14 protein-coding genes are annotated in these 18,671 nt (G+C 37.4%); 8 read left to right on the forward strand and 6 right to left on the reverse strand.

From position 1 onward, the window contains the following. Nucleotides 1-17: 17 nt before the first annotated feature. Nucleotides 18-869 carry a twin-arginine translocase subunit TatC gene (gene tatC / locus ACYIAR_RS02975; protein WP_480332074.1) on the reverse strand — a complete coding sequence of 284 codons (852 nt, stop codon included), beginning with the start codon at nucleotides 867-869 and terminating at the stop codon, nucleotides 18-20. 6 nt (nucleotides 870-875) lie between these two features. Further along, nucleotides 876-1,070, reverse strand: a complete 195-nt coding sequence (tatA, locus tag ACYIAR_RS02980; RefSeq protein WP_480332076.1) for a twin-arginine translocase TatA/TatE family subunit — start codon at nucleotides 1,068-1,070, stop codon at nucleotides 876-878. A 142-nt stretch (nucleotides 1,071-1,212) separates the two neighbouring features. Here tatA and fabD point away from each other — a divergent pair, with 142 nt between their 5' ends. The 5 genes from fabD (at nucleotide 1,213) to ACYIAR_RS03005 (ending at nucleotide 9,734) form a co-directional block, all read left to right on the forward strand. After that, nucleotides 1,213-2,094, forward strand: a complete 882-nt coding sequence (gene fabD, locus ACYIAR_RS02985; RefSeq protein ID WP_480332078.1) for an ACP S-malonyltransferase — start codon at nucleotides 1,213-1,215, stop codon at nucleotides 2,092-2,094. A 252-nt stretch (nucleotides 2,095-2,346) separates the two neighbouring features. Beyond that, the gene (locus tag ACYIAR_RS02990; protein WP_480332080.1) at nucleotides 2,347-3,771 is read left to right on the forward strand and encodes a PDZ domain-containing protein; all 1,425 of its coding nucleotides are present in this window, start codon (nucleotides 2,347-2,349) and stop codon (nucleotides 3,769-3,771) included. Continuing rightward, complete coding sequence (locus ACYIAR_RS02995; protein WP_480332082.1) at nucleotides 3,771-6,245, forward strand: endonuclease MutS2; 2,475 nt, start codon at nucleotides 3,771-3,773, stop codon at nucleotides 6,243-6,245. Before ACYIAR_RS02990 ends, ACYIAR_RS02995 begins: the two co-directional genes overlap by 1 nt. Nucleotides 6,246-6,629: 384 nt before the next feature. Beyond that, nucleotides 6,630-8,450 carry a YgiQ family radical SAM protein gene (locus tag ACYIAR_RS03000; protein ID WP_480332084.1) on the forward strand — a complete coding sequence of 607 codons (1,821 nt, stop codon included), beginning with the start codon at nucleotides 6,630-6,632 and terminating at the stop codon, nucleotides 8,448-8,450. 6 nt (nucleotides 8,451-8,456) lie between these two features. Then, nucleotides 8,457-9,734, forward strand: a complete 1,278-nt coding sequence (locus ACYIAR_RS03005; protein ID WP_480332086.1) for a type IX secretion system plug protein — start codon at nucleotides 8,457-8,459, stop codon at nucleotides 9,732-9,734. Between the two features lie 46 nt (nucleotides 9,735-9,780). On the opposite strand, the gene ACYIAR_RS03010 is transcribed toward ACYIAR_RS03005, so the two are convergent. Then, nucleotides 9,781-10,317, reverse strand: coding sequence for a cyclophilin-like fold protein (locus tag ACYIAR_RS03010; protein WP_480332088.1), 537 nt, complete (start codon nucleotides 10,315-10,317; stop codon nucleotides 9,781-9,783). A 38-nt stretch (nucleotides 10,318-10,355) separates the two neighbouring features. Then, complete coding sequence (locus tag ACYIAR_RS03015) at nucleotides 10,356-11,174, reverse strand: carboxymuconolactone decarboxylase family protein (RefSeq protein WP_480332090.1); 819 nt, start codon at nucleotides 11,172-11,174, stop codon at nucleotides 10,356-10,358. 230 nt (nucleotides 11,175-11,404) lie between these two features. Between ACYIAR_RS03015 and ACYIAR_RS03020 the strand changes: the two genes are divergently transcribed. Beyond that, the gene (locus tag ACYIAR_RS03020; RefSeq protein WP_480332092.1) at nucleotides 11,405-12,406 is read left to right on the forward strand and encodes a M28 family metallopeptidase; all 1,002 of its coding nucleotides are present in this window, start codon (nucleotides 11,405-11,407) and stop codon (nucleotides 12,404-12,406) included. A gap of 164 nt (nucleotides 12,407-12,570) precedes the next feature. Continuing rightward, the gene (locus tag ACYIAR_RS03025; RefSeq protein WP_480332094.1) at nucleotides 12,571-16,650 is read left to right on the forward strand and encodes a hybrid sensor histidine kinase/response regulator transcription factor; all 4,080 of its coding nucleotides are present in this window, start codon (nucleotides 12,571-12,573) and stop codon (nucleotides 16,648-16,650) included. Between the two features lie 71 nt (nucleotides 16,651-16,721). On the opposite strand, the gene ACYIAR_RS03030 is transcribed toward ACYIAR_RS03025, so the two are convergent. Together ACYIAR_RS03030 and ACYIAR_RS03035 are read right to left on the reverse strand one after the other, a co-directional pair. Further along, nucleotides 16,722-17,141: a hypothetical protein gene (locus tag ACYIAR_RS03030; RefSeq protein WP_480332096.1), complete on the reverse strand. Its 420-nt coding sequence runs from the start codon at nucleotides 17,139-17,141 to the stop codon at nucleotides 16,722-16,724. Between the two features lie 73 nt (nucleotides 17,142-17,214). Beyond that, the gene (locus ACYIAR_RS03035; RefSeq protein ID WP_480332098.1) at nucleotides 17,215-17,646 is read right to left on the reverse strand and encodes a hypothetical protein; all 432 of its coding nucleotides are present in this window, start codon (nucleotides 17,644-17,646) and stop codon (nucleotides 17,215-17,217) included. A gap of 317 nt (nucleotides 17,647-17,963) precedes the next feature. Here ACYIAR_RS03035 and ACYIAR_RS03040 point away from each other — a divergent pair, with 317 nt between their 5' ends. Then, nucleotides 17,964-18,617: a DUF2490 domain-containing protein gene (locus ACYIAR_RS03040; protein WP_480332100.1), complete on the forward strand. Its 654-nt coding sequence runs from the start codon at nucleotides 17,964-17,966 to the stop codon at nucleotides 18,615-18,617. Nucleotides 18,618-18,671 lie beyond the last annotated feature (54 nt).

Here is an 18,671-nt window from a genome sequence, read left to right on the forward strand (position 1 = left end):
TACCGACAGTCTCAGAATCATTCTTCATTTTCATCAGCATCCGCCTCATCATCATCATCTTTCGGGGCAGGACGCACAAAGAATGCGCTCAGTTCATATAATCCGTATAACGGGAAGAACACTACACTCAGCGTAAACGGATCGCTACTTGGAGTGATGAATGCTGCAGCAATCAGCAAACCGACAATTGCATGACGGCGATATTCATGGAAGAATCCACGATGCAAAAAGCCTAATTTAGAAAGCAGCCACGATACCAAAGGCATCTCAAACACTACGCCCATAACGAAGATGAGCAGCAGGAAGTTGTCCATGTAGGAATCCAAGGATACTTGTTCTATGATACTGGCACTAAGCTGATATGTTGCAAGGAAACGCAGAGTCATCGGGAAAACCACGAAATAACCGACTGCACAACCCAAGAAGAACATCAATGTACCAAAGAAAAATACCCATCGAACATTCTTCTTCTCGTTTTCATACAAGGCAGGACTGATGAATTTCCAGATTTCCCACATTAGATAAGGGAATGTCAATACAAGAGCCAGCCAAAAAGAAGTTGTCATGTGAGTGAAGAACTGTGATGCCAACCTGATGTTGAAAATCTCAACATGGAAATTGTCATTACAGAAGTCCGGCAGCACATCAACATAAGGGCTGATGTCGCGAAGCCATTCATTCAATGCACACAACCAACGGTAAAATATGAAATCGGAAGAGCAAGGAGCCAATATGACGCGATCAAAAATATCACGCATAAAGGCAAAACTGCCTATCGCAAAAACAAAGAGCGCTAAAATGGAACGAAACAGAGTCCAGCGGAGTTCTTCCAGGTGATCCCAGAAGGACATTTCATCTTGCTGTTCCATTCTTTTTTATTTTTTTTCTGTATCGTCAACTTTAATTTCGTCTTCCAGACCTTTCACTCCGTCTTTAAAGTTTTTCACTCCTTTACCCAAGCCTTTCATCAACTCAGGAATTTTCTTACCACCAAATAACAACAACACTATCAATGCGATAATGATAATTTCACCTGTACCAAGGTTTCCTAAAAATAGCAATTCGTTCATGATATTATAAATTTTATATAGTTAATATATCTTGATAAAACGATGGCAAAGATACAATTTGAAATGAATTATCATCATATTATTTTAAATTTATTACCTTTGCAACGTCTTAAAAAACTAAAATTAGAAAAGAATTAGAAACATGAAAGCTTATGTATTTCCAGGACAGGGAGCCCAATTCGTAGGAATGGGAAAAGACCTGTACGAAAACAATCCTCTTGCTAAAGAGTTGTTTGAAAAGGCTAACGATATTTTAGGTTTCCGCATAACTGACCTTATGTTTGCCGGCACAGATGAAGATCTGAAACAGACAAAAGTTACTCAGCCTGCTGTGTTCCTTCACTCTGTTATTTTGGCTAAAACTTTAGGTGAAGAATTCCAGCCTGATATGGTTGCAGGTCATTCTTTGGGTGAATTCTCTGCTTTGGTTGCTTCAGGAGCTCTTTCTTTCGAAGACGGCTTGAAACTTGTATCTAAGCGTGCAATGGCAATGCAGAAAGCATGCGAAATGACACCTTCAACTATGGCTGCTGTTTTGGCTTTGCCAGATGAAAAAGTTGAAGAAATCTGTGCAACAATCACTGACGAAACTGTTGTTTGTGCAAACTACAATTGCCCGGGTCAGCTTGTAATCTCAGGAACTGTTCCTGGTATTGAAGCTGCTTGCGAAAAACTTTTGGCTGCTGGTGCAAAACGTGCATTGAAACTGAAAGTTGGTGGTGCATTCCATTCTCCGCTGATGGAACCTGCACGTGCTGAATTAGCTGCAGCTATCGAAGCTACAACTTTCAGCGCTCCTACTTGCCCAATTTATCAGAATGTTTCAACTAAAGCTGAAACTTGTCCTGATACTATCAAGGCTAACTTGATTGCTCAGCTTACAGCTCCAGTACGTTGGACTCAGTCTGTTCAGAATATGATTGCTGACGGTGCAGATCATTTCATCGAACTTGGTCCGGGTGCTGTTCTACAGGGTATGATTAAGAAAATCAACAAAGAAGTAACTACTGAAGGAAAACAGTAATTACTATATATAAGACTGAAGCGTATATTGCAAGGTGATATAAGCCTGCAATATGCTCTTCAGCTTTTATTATTTATTGAAGTTTCCTGATTGCTCAATAGTAAAGTTGACAAGGTCAAACGATTGTCACTTAGCATTTAATTATTAAGAACTATATCTACTTATTATTTACTTGTTAAATCGTTACTGAAAGTTGAGCTTGTGAAACTTGAATTAAATTATTTATTCAATAAGTTATCTATATCTATATATATGAAACATTTTTTCCTCTCCGTTTTCCTAATTGCAGCAATTGCAGCTCCGGCACAAAAGAAGCAAGTTCAAACTGTTTGCCGGTCTGGATTCTCTTATGATATCAGTAAAAGTAAAAATTGGGGATTCAACAAACCTGTTGTTACGACAATCAATCCTTATTCGTCGGCAGAAAGAGCAGGGATAAAGCCTGGTGATATCATTGAGGAGATTGACGGTTACAAAATCGCAGACCTTACTGAAGCAGAAATATCCAGCCTGATGAATCCGGAAGGGAAAAATGATATTGTTCTGATAATATCTAATATTCAGAACCCTACTAGAGAAGTTATTGTAAGAAAAGAATGCAAGAAGTCGAATGCTATTACAGAAGAGCAATTGGCTTCGGCTTTCTGTATGTATAGCCTTGAAACAACTTCGGAAAGAAAATTCACTTGTCCGTTCAAGACAACTGTAACTGCTGATGAAGTTGATTTCGCTAACTACAAGACTTTCGCCTTCTCTCCTATCGACGAGAGCAACAGAAGACTTGAGTCTGCAATAAACAACTCCATCGAGAAAGAATTGATAGCCAAAGGCCTTGAAGTTGACACTGAAAATCCGGACATGATTATCCAGACTTTCTACTTCTTCGACAAAAACCCTAATTATGTAGGACATAACCAAGTGGTGGTAAACAAGGAACGTCCGATGAGATACAGCTCTATTCATAAAAAGATGATGGATTTCCCATTTTTGAATATTTCTGCATCCGAAGCTGAAGCTCCTTACCTATTGCAATATGGTTTCAGATTAATCGACCAGAAAGAAGTTCCTGGAAGAATTTTATGGGAATGCGAATCTAACGAAATGTTGGACGAGCCTTTCCAGTTGGATGAATATGCGCAGATTCACACTCCGTTGATGTGTATGCAATATCCTTATGTGAAATATACAAATAATGTAACTTTCTATATCAATCAGAAAAGTTATAACTACACCGGTATCAATTACAACATTGACAATCTGAGTCAAATAGTAAGTGTTGACAGAAACTCTCCTGCATATGAAGCTGGAATAAGAGCAAAAGATGTTGTAGAAGAAATCGGTAACCAAAGCATGGAATATTCAGCAGAAGAATTCACAGCTGCTTACAAACAGTTTATTACAAACACAATGAAGTATAGAGACACAAAGACTGTGTTTACTGATGCCAACGGATTCACTCGCTGTATGTATTGGGATACATTTAATTATATTGATGTATCAAATGCGATAAACAAGAAAAACAGCCGTAGTGCATTTGCATATTTGTTCAACTATGCGCCTTATATAAATCCGACCGGCAATAACGCCTGTACATTCAAGGTTAGACGAGGTAAGACAGAAAAGGAATATACTATCCGTCCAACCGTTAGAAAAGAGATGACTATAGAAATACGATAATGATATATCCATATAATTTCGAACAAAAGACGGGCTTTGATAAAGTCCGTCTTCTTATTTCAGAAAAATGCCTGAGTACACTTGGAAAGGAACTTGTTGATGAAATGAGTTTCCTGAACAATTATGCTCTTATCAATGAAAAACTGGATCAAGTAGCGGAGTTTGTTTCCATTCTTGAAGGAGAAGACGACTTTCCCGCAAACTTTTTCTTCGATGTTCGTTATTCATTAAAAAGAATCAAGCCTGAAGGAACTTGGTTGGACGAACGTGAGCTTTTCGACTTGAAACGTTCGTTACAGACTATTTCCGATATTGTAAGATTTTTGCGTCCTTCGGATGAAAGTGAAGAAATACGCTATCCGGCACTAACTGCGCTGGCTGGCGAAACTGTTCTTTTCCCTCAACTAATCAACAGAATAGACAGTATTCTAGATAAATTCGGGAAAGTAAAAGACTCTGCGTCTGTTGAATTGCAGACAATCAGACGTGAGATGACTATAACGATGAGTGGCATTTCCAAGAGTCTGCAAGCTATTCTCAGAAGTGCACAGAGTGAAGGTTTCGTTGAGAAGGATGTAACACCGACTATGCGTGACGGACGACTGATGATTCCGGTTGTCCCTGCCTTCAAGCGCAAAATCCGTGGTATCGTGCATGATGAATCTGCCAGCGGAAAAACTGTTTTCATCGAGCCTGAAGTTGTTGTTGAAGCAAACAACAGAATTCGTGAACTTGAAGGCGAAGAAAGAAGGGAAATAATTCGCATTCTTACAGACTTCACAAATGAAGTACGCCCGCTTGTTCCTGAAATTCTCCAATCATATAGTTTTCTTGCAGAGATAGACTTTATCAGAGCAAAGGCTATGTTTGCTCAGGTTATGAATGGAATACGCCCTATTGTTGAAGACAAACAGCAGATTGACTGGGCAAATGCCATACATCCTATATTATATCTGTCTCTGAAAAAACAGAACAAACAAGTTGTTCCTTTGGATATCGAGCTCAATGATGAGAACAGAATACTTCTGATTTCCGGACCAAATGCCGGAGGTAAATCAGTGTGTCTGAAAACTGTCGGTCTGTTGCAATATATGATGCAGTGCGGTTTGCTTGTTTCGCTTCATGAAAGCTCAAGAATGGGAATATTCGATAATATTTTCATTGATATTGGCGACGAGCAAAGTATTGAGAATGACTTGAGTACATATTCTTCTCACCTGACAAACATGAAGTATTTCGTAAAAAACTGCAACAACAGGACAATACTTCTTATAGATGAGTTTGGCGGTGGAACTGAGCCTCAAATCGGTGGCGCCATAGCTGAAGCTTTGTTGGACAGATTCAACAAGAGCAAAAGCTTTGGTATCGTAACGACACACTATCAGAATCTTAAGCATTTTGCCAAAGATACGCCGGGCATAATCAATGGCGCGATGTTGTATGACCGCCATCTGATGCAGCCTCTTTTCAAATTATCTATTGGAAATCCGGGAAGTTCATTTGCAATTGAAATTGCACGCAAAATCGGATTGCCGGAAGATGTCATTGCAGACGCTTCGCAGAAAGTCGGCACTCAATATATTGAGACAGATAAATACCTTCAGGATATCGTTAGAGACAAGCGTTACTGGGAAACCAAAAGACAAAATATACGCCAGAGAGAAAAGAAGCTTGAAGATATAACTGCAAAATACGAAAAAGACCTTGAGGAAGTGAATCGCCAAAGAAAGGAAATTATGCGCCAGGCTAAGGCTGAAGCTGCAAAAATCCTTCAGGAAGCAAATGCACGAATAGAAAATACTATCCGTGAAATCAAAGAAGCTCAGGCAGAAAAGGAAAAAACTAAAATTGCACGCAAGAGTTTCGAGGATTTCAAGGCTTCTGTGGCAAACGAGAAGGAAGAGAACGATGCTATAGCTCGTAAAATGCAAAAGCTCAAGGAAAGAAAAGAACGAAAAGAGCAAAAGCAAAAGACTTCATCAAGCCAGCAGACTTTCAACAAGGACGTTATTGAGATTGGAGATAATGTTCGTATCAAAGGTCAGACTTCAGCCGGCACTGTAATCGACATTCAGGACAAGCAAGTAACTGTTGCTTTTGGAATGATAAAGAGTACAATCAAGATTGACAGACTGGAAAAAGTCAGCAAAGGACAAATCAAGCGCGAAATTCAAAAAAGTACCTTTGTCAGTGCACATACTACTGACGAAATGCACGAAAAGAAACTGAATTTCAAACAGGACATTGATGTCCGAGGCATGAGAGGCGACGAAGCTCTGCAGGCTGTCACATATTTTATCGACGATGCTATTCAGGTCGGCGCTTCAAGGGTGAGAATCCTACATGGAACAGGAACTGGCATTTTGAGACAATTGATTCGCGAATATCTGAGAACAGTTCCAGGAGTGAGACATTTCCAGGACGAACATGTTCAGTTTGGAGGCGCAGGTATTACAGTTGTTGATTTGGATTAATCGCCAAATATTAAAAAGTGTTCAAGATTCACATCTTCTCCTTGTCTATCAAGAATATAAGAGAATTGTGAAACTAGGAAAAGTAAAAAACACTGTATAATACAGGTTAAAATAATAATTACGGAATTAAGACCGTATTATTCTGAAAAAAGGTCGGCATCTTTTCTTGAAAACATGGTAGTGTTTCCGGAAAAAGATGCCGACCTTTTTTCGGAAATAACCGGTAAAAATAATTGCTCCATTTTCATCCGAATGTAATCTGAAATATTTACGGAAGAAAATATATTTTCTCTCGGAAGAAAATCAAATTACTTACGGAAGGAAAACGAATTGCTTTCGGACGAAATATTGATAATTTTTATATAAATCCCTACCTTTGCCACCATGAAATCTTTCAAAACAGAGGCATGGTTGCCTACAACAAAAAAAGAAGTTGAAGCACGTGGATGGGATTATATCGACGTGATTATTTTCAGTGGAGATGCCTACGTTGATCATCCTTCATTTGGCGCTGCCGTTGTGGGCAGAACGCTTGAGGCTGAGGGATTGAGAGTAGCGATTGTTCCACAACCGGATTGGCGTGGAGATTTCCGAGACTTCAAGAAACTTGGTGCTCCGAGATTATTCTTTGGTGTGTCGGCAGGTGCGATGGACTCGATGATAAATCACTACACTGCCAACAAAAGATTAAGAAGTGACGATGCATACACTCCGGACAGACGTGCCGGAATGAGACCGGACTATCCGAGCATTGTATATACGAAAATACTTAAGGAACTTTATCCTGACGTTCCAGTGGTTCTTGGTGGTATTGAAGCATCACTGCGCAGACTTACTCATTATGACTATTGGCAGGACAAACTTCGTCCGGGCATACTCATTGACAGTCCGGCAGACCTGTTGATTTATGGCATGGGAGAATTGCCTCTGAAAGAGCTTGTTCATAAATTAAAGTCCGGTATTCCTTTCAAGGATATAAAGGATATTCCTCAAACAGTTTATTTATCTTCAGACATAAAAGCTGGAGATGACGACATTGTTCTTTTCTCCCACGAAGAATGTTTGAAAGACAAGCTGAAGCAGGCTAAGAATTTCAGACATATTGAAGAAGAATCCAACAAACTGAATGCAAAAAGAATCATCCAGCGTGTAGGCAAACAGGCTTTGGTTGTGAATCCTCCGTTCCCTCCTATGACGGAAGAGCAAATTGACGCATCTTTTGATTTGCCTTACACTCGCCTGCCTCATCCGAAATATAAGGGTAAAGTGATTCCGGCTTTCGAAATGATAAAATTCTCGGTTAATATCCATCGCGGATGTTTTGGCGGATGTGCTTTCTGTACTATATCTGCACATCAGGGGAAATTTATTGCATCCAGAAGCAAGGAATCTATTTTGCGTGAAGTAAAGGCTATCACACAGATGGAAGATTTCAAAGGTAATCTGAGTGATTTGGGTGGTCCTTCAGCAAACATGTATAAGATGAGAGGAAAGAATACTGATATTTGTGCGAAATGCAAAAAGCCTTCGTGCATATCTCCTACTGTTTGCAAGAATTTGAATGCAGACCATTCTCCTCTACTTGAAATATATAAGGAAGTGGATAAGTTGCCTGGTATAAAACATTCATATATTGGCAGTGGCGTGAGGTACGACCTTCTTCTGCATCGCTATGATGACGAAAAGCTAAACAAATCAGCACACCAATATACAGAAGAATTGATTTCCAGACACGTTTCAGGAAGACTGAAAGTTGCTCCTGAGCATACACAGGACGAGGTGCTGAAACAAATGCGAAAGCCTTCGTTCAAATTATTCGAGCAATTCAAAAGGATATTCGACCGTATAAATAAGGAGAAAGGAATGAGACAACAGTTGATTCCTTATTTCATATCAAGCCATCCGGGATGTACGGAAAGCGACATGGCTGAACTTGCTGTCATTACAAAGGATTTGCATTTCCAGCTTGAGCAGGTGCAGGATTTCACTCCTACTCCGATGACTCTTGCTACGGAGATGTATTATACGGGATATCATCCATACACACTGGAGAAAGTATATACAGCAAAAACAAAGGAACAGAAACTGGCTCAGAGACAGTTTTTCTTCTGGTATAAGCCGGAATATCGTCAGCAAATTACCAAATCTCTTCAGCGACTGAAGAGAAATGACCTTATACAGAAGTTATTCAAAAGAAAGTTTTGATTGAATATGAAAACAATTTATGCATTTTTAGCCGCACTACTGAGTGCCGGACAAGCATTAAATGCTCAGACACCTTACAGAACTCAGGTGTTTGAACATAAGCATATCAAATCTTTACAGATTTTACAGCCGGATCAGACTTTTTCAATTCCGGTTCTGGCTCTTAATTCTGACGCACAGTTGGAATTTGTATTTGATGATTTTCTGAATGCACACAGCAGATATGCATACTCGATAATACACTGCGATGCAGATTGGCAACCATCAGATTTATCTCCTATCGAATATCTGGATGGATTTCAGGATTTGACAATTGATGATTTTGCCAATTCTATGGCAACAACAACTCAATATACAAATTACAGGTTGTTTCTGCCAAACGATGATATCCAATTCAAAGTATCCGGCAATTACGTTCTGAAGGTTTATCCGGAAGATGACCCGGAGAGAATCGTTCTGACTGCTTGTTTCCAGGTTGTGGAACCACAGATACAGATTTCGGCAGAAGTTACAGGCAATACAAATATTGATACATACCAGCGTCATCAGCAAGTCAATTTTGTGCTTAACACAAAGAATTTCCAGATTGCTTATCCGCAGAGCGATATAAAAATCTGTGTTACACAAAACAACAGAACAGACAATGCTGTTACAAACATTAAGCCAAGCGGCATTCTGGACGGGCAAATTGTTTATGAGAACATTCCGGAACTGATTTTCCCGGCAGGAAATGAATACAGACGAATGGAGTTCCTAAGCAACAAGTATAACGGAATGAGAGTGGAAAGTATTTCATTCCACAATCCATTCTATCATGTGACCTTGCTCAAGGATTTTCCGAGCGCAATGTCTTCATATGAATATGACCAGGACCAGAACGGACGTTTTTATGTGAATTCAAGTGGAAGTACTGACCCTGACACCGAAGCTGATTATTATTTCGTTCATTTCACTTTGGCTATGCCTGAAGCAAAACAGGGCAAAGTATATCTGAATGGTGAAGCATTTCATAATCTCTTCAATGAAGGAACAGAAATGTCGTTTAACCACGAAACCAATCAGTACGAAAAATCAATGCTTTTGAAGCAGGGAAATTATAACTATCAATATCTTTATGTTCCCAATGGAGAAACCAAAGGCAGAACAGATGCAATCGAAGGAGATTTTCATCAGACTGAAAATGAATATTGCATATATGTTTATTACCGCCCAATGGGTGCAAGGTATGACAGACTTATCGGAGTTTCTTCAATCTCAAATTTAAGGGAAAAGCAATTACAATAAATAATATTAGCCGGCAAACCTACTCAGATTTGTCGGCTAAATTTTATCATTCTAATGAAATGACTACAGTCTTCTCACCTTTGCCTCCCAACAATTCAAGCATTTGTTCTCTCGTGGATACACCGTCCACCTTTCCTAGTTTCGTAAAACTCCATGAATTTGAATCATAGTAAATCACAAATGAATTTCCCTGATATAAAATAATATCTCCGGGACCAGTCGTTGTGTACGCATCATTTCTTGGCAAGGAAAAACTTAACGAACCTACTTTTTCCATATCTCCGTAATCATTCATTCGAATACTTATTTCACCTTGAGAGAGACGTTTAACCAAAGCCTCAGTTGATGAGTTTTTCACTAAAGTAGCCGTAAAAGTTTTTCCATTTATATTCAGCGCTATTTTTCCACTTTCCATATTACTATTATTATCTGATTCGTTATCTTCCTGTTCTGTATTTTCTGTCTGTCCGGCTTGCTCCATTGCTTCATCATCAACCACGCTACACGAAACAAACAACATGAATACACAGAACATAAATGGATAAGTCAGCAATTCATTTATGTAATCTTTACTTAAAGCCATAATATTATTCATTTATATTATCAGGCTAAATTAATATGCTATTTCAGAAGGTTATACACATCATCTGTAACAGCTTCGAGCCATTCATTTGAAGTTTCTTCGCCGGAAACCTCAAATGCCAGATGAGAGAACCAGCTGTCAGCAGCAGCTCCATGCCAATGTTTTACTCCTGCAGGAATATGAATCACTGTTCCGGGAAGAATCTCTACTGCGGGTTTACCTTCTTCCTGATACCAACCACGGCCGGCAACGCCAATCAGCATCTGTCCTCCTCCCTGCTTAGCATGGTGTATGTGCCAGTTGTTTCGGCAGCGAGGCTCAAATGTAACATTATATACAACAACCTGGTCATTTGAAATCGGAGCCAAATAACTGTTTCCAATGAAGTATTTTGCAAAAGCAGTATTTGGTTCTCCAATAGGGAAAATCATTTGCTTCTGGAACTCTGCCTTTTCATCTTCTGCAGTCTCTTCTGCCCATACATCTTTAGCCAGGCGAAATGCTGCCCATGCTTTCGGCCATCCTGCATAAAAACCGATATGTGTAAGTATTTCCGAAATCTCAGTTCTAGTAATGCCATTCTTACGAGCCGACTGAAGATGATATATCAAAGAACTGTCTGTTATTCCCTGACTGATAAGCGATGTAATAGTCACCAAGCTGCGGTCACGCAATCCCAATTTGTCTGTACGGCTCCATACTTCACCAAAAAGAACATCATCATTTAATTCTGCAAATTTAGGAGCGAAATCTCCGAGCTGTTCACGTCCTGCTGTCTGTTTTATTTTTTCCTGTGCCATAATTGTAATATTATTTAATGTCAATGCCATAAAGGCAATAATAACTTTAGTTTTCATTTTAATTCAATTTTATAATCCTAATTATCGTTTTTGCAAAGTTAAATGTTAGAAAGAACTGACTTTGTATACAATTCAACGATATTTATACCTAAATTATAGATTATGACATATAAAATAAGCTATAGATATCTGATTAAAACACAACAATGATTGAGACATTTTGCATATTACTTCAATTTGCCTACTTTTGTAAAAGCAAAAAATAGAAAACACAAATTGTATTAAATATGAAAAGAATAACACTGACAGCTGCAGCACTTGCATTAGCCTCTACACTTATGGCACAAACCCCTGAACAAAAAGGACTATCAACAATAAACAAAAGCACAGCAGAAGCACATATCGGCTTTCTTGCCTGTGATGAACTTGAAGGTAGAGAGGCTGGTTATCCAAGCTGCCGTATAGCCGGTGAATATATTGTTTCACATCTGAAAAGCATGGGATTGGAACCTCTGAGCGGCGACTCTTTCTTCCAGCCTTTCGAAGCATATCGTAAAGAACGCCAGAAAAAAGCACGTTATCAGGTGCATCCTGATTCTATCGCCATTCTGAAAAAGGAAACACACCAGAAATTGTCTTTGAGAAATATTCTTGCTAAAATAGAAGGAAAGAATCCGAATGAATATGTGATTGTCGGCGCACATTATGATCATCTTGGTGTTGACCCACTTCTTGACGGAGACAAAATTTATAATGGAGCAGATGACAATGCTTCTGGTGTATCTGCGGTATTACAGATTGCAAGAGCATTCCTTGCTACTGGCAAGCAGCCGGAACGCACAGTTATTTTCGCTTTTTGGGATGGTGAGGAAAAAGGTCTTCTTGGTTCAGAAGCTTTCGCTCAGTCTTGCCCATTTATCAAAAACATCAAAGGTTATTTGAATTTCGACATGATTGGACGAAACACAAATGAAGCAAATCCTCAGCATGTAGATTATTTCTATACTGAAGCACATCCTGCTTTTGGAGAATGGCTGAAGAATGACATCAAAACATATAATCTAAATCTAAAACCGGAATATCGTCCTTGGGACAGACCAGTTGGCGGAAGCGATAACGCTTCGTTTGCTAAACGAGATATTCCTGTTATCTGGTATCATACTAATGGACATCCGGATTATCACCAGCCTAGCGACCATACCGACAAAATAAACTGGGACAAGGTTGTTGATATCACAAAGGCTTCATTCCTTAATATGTGGAATTTGGCGAATGAGAAGAAATTCTAAGACGTTTATATAGTTATAAAGTCAGGGCTTCGAAGAACAAATATTTATATTGTTTCCCGATATAAATTGCATACTGTTCTTCGAAGCCCTGACTTCTTTATGTTTTTACGCATTTGTACTACTTCAATTATAATTTTTATCTTTGCTGAATAAAACAATTCAAAATGCCACTAAAAACAATTCTAATAAATATAATCTGCCTTTTTGTCTTTATGCCGCTGTTGTGGGCAAGAGATTCCGAACAATTCATGTTCAAACGTATTGATGTTGAGAAAGGATTTGCCAATAGTGAAATCAGATGTATATATAAAAACAGTGTGGGATACATGTGGTTCGGCACAAGGTACGGGCTTTGCCGATACGACGGATATAATGTAATTTCATACAAACAGGATTTAATGGCTAATGGTGTATATCAGAATAATGATATCGCATTAATTCAAGAAGATGCAGAAAACAGATTGTGGCTTGAAACCAGAACCGGATATAATATCTTTGACCCACTGAAAGAAGAATTCATTTCCAATTCATCAGAAGAAATAAAAAAATATGCACTGACAGACAGTATTCTGTATATGTATATTGATTTAGGTAAAAACATGTGGTTTGTCACCAATGATGATATTCGTTTCTTTAATATAAAAACATCCAAAACAAACATATACAAACTCGGAGACACAGGAAGACCTCAAAAAGGGAGAATTGCTGCTATTTGCCAAGGGGAAAACAAATATTGGATCCTTCACACCAATGGACTTGTGGAATGCATGGATGCGCAGACGCATACAATTACAATGAAAGATTCAACTCTGGTATTCAATTCTCCGGATTTCTATGATGGGCAATCACGCCTTTTCTCTGATTCAAAAGGTAACTTATGGATTTATGGATTGATGGAAAAAGGTGCTTCCTGCCTGAATACGAACAAAAATACTTGGGAACATTTTTCCAAAAGCCAGGAAGATGTCAGACATCGTCTTCCCGCAAATATTGTTACGGGAATCACCGAAGACAAGCAAGGAAGAATTTGGATTTCAATGGACCATGGTGGCATTGCTTTATTGGACAAGGAGAATAATATAATATCAGAAATAAGACACGACAGAAGAAACGTAAACAGTCTGGCTCAAGATGCTGTAAAAAGCATATATATTGACAATGAAGATATTGTTTGGGCTGGAACTTATAAACGTGGCGTATGCTATTACCACAGCAGCATTTTCAAATTCCACACCGTAAAGAATCATGAAAGCGACAAGGAAATGGATGTAAACTGTTTCCTTGAAACTAAAGATGGGAAAATATGGATTGGTTCAAACGGAAACGGACTTCTGTGTTACGACAGAGATACGGAAAAATTCATATCCTACAAACATGATCCCCAAAAGACTAACACACCTGCGGGAGACGTTATTGTCAGCATTGTCCAAGACTACAAAGACAGATTGTGGATTGGATATTACATGAATGGCATGGACTGCTGGGACGGAAAGAAGTTCACACATTATGACTTCATTCCAAACGAAGAATGCTTGCTCCCAGACAAAAATGTATGGAAGCTCTTATGTGATGACAAGAAAAGGCTTTGGATAGGAACTCTAAACAGTGGAATCGTTACTCTCGATTTGGAGACTGGGAAAAAGCTCAAACATTTTCCTTCAATAAGTTCTGTATTTTCGATTATTCAACGTGCAGACGGAAGTATTCTTATCGGTGCGTTGAACGGACTTTTCATTTTTGATGAAGACTCAAAAACTATAAAAGAATATGAGCCGGAAATATTCGGTAAAGCACAACTTAGCAGACACGACATTAACTATTTATTTGAAGACAGCAGAAAACTTCTGTGGATTGGCACACGAAACGGATTGTTCATCTTTAATCCCATAACAAAAGAATTAAGACTATTCACTGTTGAAGATGGTTTGTCTGCCGATTTGATCCAAAGTATTCTTGAAGATGCAGAACATAACATATGGATTGCAACTAACCGAGGATTGACTCTAATAAAAGTAAACACACAGAATGACACTCCGGGATATTTCTTCAAGATGCTTAACTACGACCAGGCAGAAGGATTGCAAGGCGAACAATTCAACTATAACGGAGCGTTGGCTACTTCTCATTCTGAATTGATATTCGGCGGCTCATTAGGATTTAACATTGTTAATCCTAGTGCAATCCATTACAACAACAATAATCCAAAGGTTATCCTTACCAAACTGAAAATTTATGATAAAACAATCACACCGGGAATGAAATATAACGGTAAATCAATATTGGACAAAAGTATTTCATATACCAAATCAATTGAATTGGGACATAGTGAAAACTATTTCACTCTTGAATTTGCTGCATTGGATTATTGTGTTCCGGATAAATCAAGATACTTTTATAAACTTGAAGGATTAAATGATTTATGGATTGAAACAAATCCTAATACAAGAGAAGTAACATATACAAATCTCAACCCTGGTAAATATACATTTCATGTCAAAGCTATAAACAGCGATGGAATGGAAAGTATCGAACCTGCGTCATTGGAAATCATAATTAATCCTCCATTCTGGAAATCCAATCTGGCCTGGGGCATATATTTAATCATATTGTTATCTCTTCTATATATTTATCACAGATATTCAAAGAAAAAAGAAGAGAAAAAGATTATTTATACCCGTGAAAAAATGAAAATAGAGAATCAGCATAATATGGATGAAATGAAGCTGCGTTTCTTCACAAACATAAGTCACGAATTCCGTACACCGCTTACTCTTATAATTACTCCATTGGAAGAATTAATAAAGAAATCTGAAAAAGCAGAGGATAAAGAACTGCTAAGAATCATCCATAAAAATGCTCAGCAGCTTTTGAATCTTGTAAATCAGCTTCTCGATTTCCGCAAAATGGATGTCAATGGTTTGAAGTTAAATCTGCAAATTGGAAACATTACTCTTTTTGTGAAAGATACTGTTTTTCTGTTCAAGGAAGCTTTTGCACATAAAAATATTGAATTCAGCATTGACGGAACAGATGAAGCTATCTTCATGCGTTTCGACGGAGAGAAAATTGGTAAAGTGCTTAATAATCTGCTTTCAAACGCTTACAAATTCACGCCTCAGAATGGTAAAATAAATGTATGCATTGAGCGTGATGACGCTAATCATGAAATCAGAATATCAGTCAGCGACTCCGGAATTGGTATCCAAAAAGATGAGCGGGATAAAGTATTCGACAGATTCTATCAGGTAAACCATAAATACTATGACGCCAACGGATTATCCGGAAGTGGAATCGGACTTCATCTTTCAAAAGAATATATTGAACTTCACAAAGGTAAAATATGGGTAGAAGATTCACAGTTTGGAGGATGCAAAATGGTATTCTCTCTTCCATTGCCTGACGAAGGCGAAGAAGCTCTAATTGAAGAATTGGAGAATGCCAGAAATAATGAAGATGAAGATATAAAGGAATATAAAGATATAAGCAACAGTAATATGCCAAAATTGCTGATTGTTGACGACAACAACGATTTCAGAACTTTCCTTTGCACCTGTATGCAAAACCGATTTGAAGTTATTCAGGCTGAGAACGGAGAAAAAGCTTTTGAAATTGCAGTAAACGAAATTCCGGACATGATTATCTCTGATGTTATGATGCCGGTAATGGACGGCATACAGCTTTGCAAAAAACTGAAGAATGATGTCCGGACTTCGCACATTCCACTTATTCTGCTCACAGCAAAAACCGCAGAAGAAAGTCAGATAGACGGATTGAAATCCGGAGCAGACGATTATATTTCCAAACCGTTCAATATAGATGTCTTATATATAAAAATGAAGAATCTGATTGAATCAAGGAAAAAAATGCAAAGTATGTTGAAAGAGCCAATTCCTATCGAGCCTTCAAGAATAACGGTAAACAATATCGACGAGGAATTGATAAGAAAAGCTTTGGAATATACAGAGGCAAACATTTCAAACCCTGATTTTTCTGTTGAGGAACTCAGCAAGGAACTTGGCATGAGCCGCGTTCATCTTTACAAAAAGCTTCTGTCGCTCACAGGAAAAACTCCAATCGAATTCATCCGACTTGTTCGTCTAAAAAGGGCTGCCCAATTATTGAAGGAAAGTAAAATGAATGTTTCTGAAATCGCATATGAAGTAGGATTCAATCATCCTAAATATTTTAGAAAATATTTCAAGGAAGAGTTTGGCGTTCTGCCTTCGCAGTTTGAGAAATCATAAAAAACAATCCGGAGTTCAATTGAACTGCCGGATTGTTTTTTATATGAAATATAATGGATGAGATGATTTTCTCAATCCTGATTCACTGAAATTATACCATTGATTATGGACATACATAAAGTTGAATCATTGCATAATCCTTCTTTATGAAATATAATAGACTCATCATGTTCTAATGTTTCGATATATGTATTCACTGATATTGAACTCTTTCTCTCACTAATTGGTTTTATGAACATAGAGACCTCTGTTCGCTGTCCCTTATATACACTTAGCAATTTGTCGACTACTGTAAATTTTTTTGCTTTAATAAATCCTGCCGAGGAATCAACACAGTCAATGAAATAATCTTCATTGCACAAATAGCTTAATGCACTTTGATATAAGCTATCGGAATTCATCTCAACCGTATAAGGTTTTATGCCTTGAGCTAAAACAGTATTATAACATATGCTTATAAATAAACCTATTATCAAAAATATAGCTTTCATATTATTCTTTCTTGTATAAATTATACCTATTCATTATTAATATTAAAGAACAATAGAATATTAATAGAAATAATTAGTTGTAGTCCAAAGATAAAGACGGACATTTTCCCTTTAAAACAGAGATTAATTTATCCTGATTCTCAGGATATAAATAGAACTTCTTTCCTTTAGTATTTGTCAATCTGAGAGAATATAATCCTTGATGATTAAATTTTATTCCATTATAAATATCAGCTCTCACTATTTCTTTTAAAACAATAGTATTATACAAATTATGGTTGGATTTAATCCGTAATAAATCATTCACAAAAGAATAATATTTGCAACTATGAATCCAGCTTACAAGAATTCCGGGAATCATAAAGAATAAATAATGAATCCAAAAGTTAGAAGTATAATTGGATACCAAATCAAATATACCTAATAATATAAATCCACATAAGAGCCATATCAGAAATATTGTGCCTCCGTAAAGCAATCTGTTTTTCAGTCTGAATTTTTCCATACAATATAAATTTAAGTTACTTATATCCTAGTTATCGCAAATATATCAATATTATTATATCATTTTACTGATAATAAATTAAAAATACTAATTCTATTCTGCAAACTAAATCTAAGTTTGTAAAAACTCAGACTTAGTTTCTACAAATTAAGACTTAGTTTTTAAAAACTAAAGCTTAGTTTTAAGAATATATGTAATACTTTTATATCGAAAATAAGGTATGCGCAACTTATTTAGAAAAGGTTATCAATGGAACATGATAATAGAACAAAATTCGTACCTTTGTTTCTGAGGAAAACTTGAATGGGAAAAGGGAAATGAATCTAAACAAGCAAGTCATATTTATTATTTTCTGCTGGTTCACTTTATTATCTGCTAACGCCAACGATGGTAATAATTTATCTCTCAGATTTACATTGTCAAAGAAAGTCTGGAAAAATCTTTCCGTACAAGTTGAAGAGGATTTACGCACCACTTCAGACTTTCATACGGCTCAATGGCTGCTGAGTATTGCAGAAGTGAACTATCAGTTTCATCCGATGCTTAAAGGTGGTGTCGGATATACTAATCTGGCAAATTTCCTGGATTCAAGAGAGACGCGAAACAGATATTATTTTTATCTGAACGGAAAATATTCAGTCAGCAATTTCAGATTTTCCCTTGTTGAACGCTTCCAAAGTACATATAAAAGGCACAGCAGCGAACCAAACAATTATCTGAGAAGCAAACTTACAATTGGTTATACAATCAAGAAACTGAAACTGGAGCCTTTTGCTTATGCCGAACCTTTCAATAATGCCGGATGTAATGGAAAGCTGAAACTGGACAGAATAAGGTTTTCCGGAGGATTGAATTATAAAATAAACGGCAAAAACACTTTGCAATTCTACTATCGCTATCATGTGTTCAAACGGTTCGACCCGGTGAATTATCTGCATGCTTTGGGCATTGTATATAAATTACAATTATAATATTCTGATATAGATAAAATTATATGCAACTATCATAAAAATAAAACCCTTCTC

The sequence above is a fragment of the Parabacteroides sp. KHUB-01 genome (assembly GCF_056640935.1).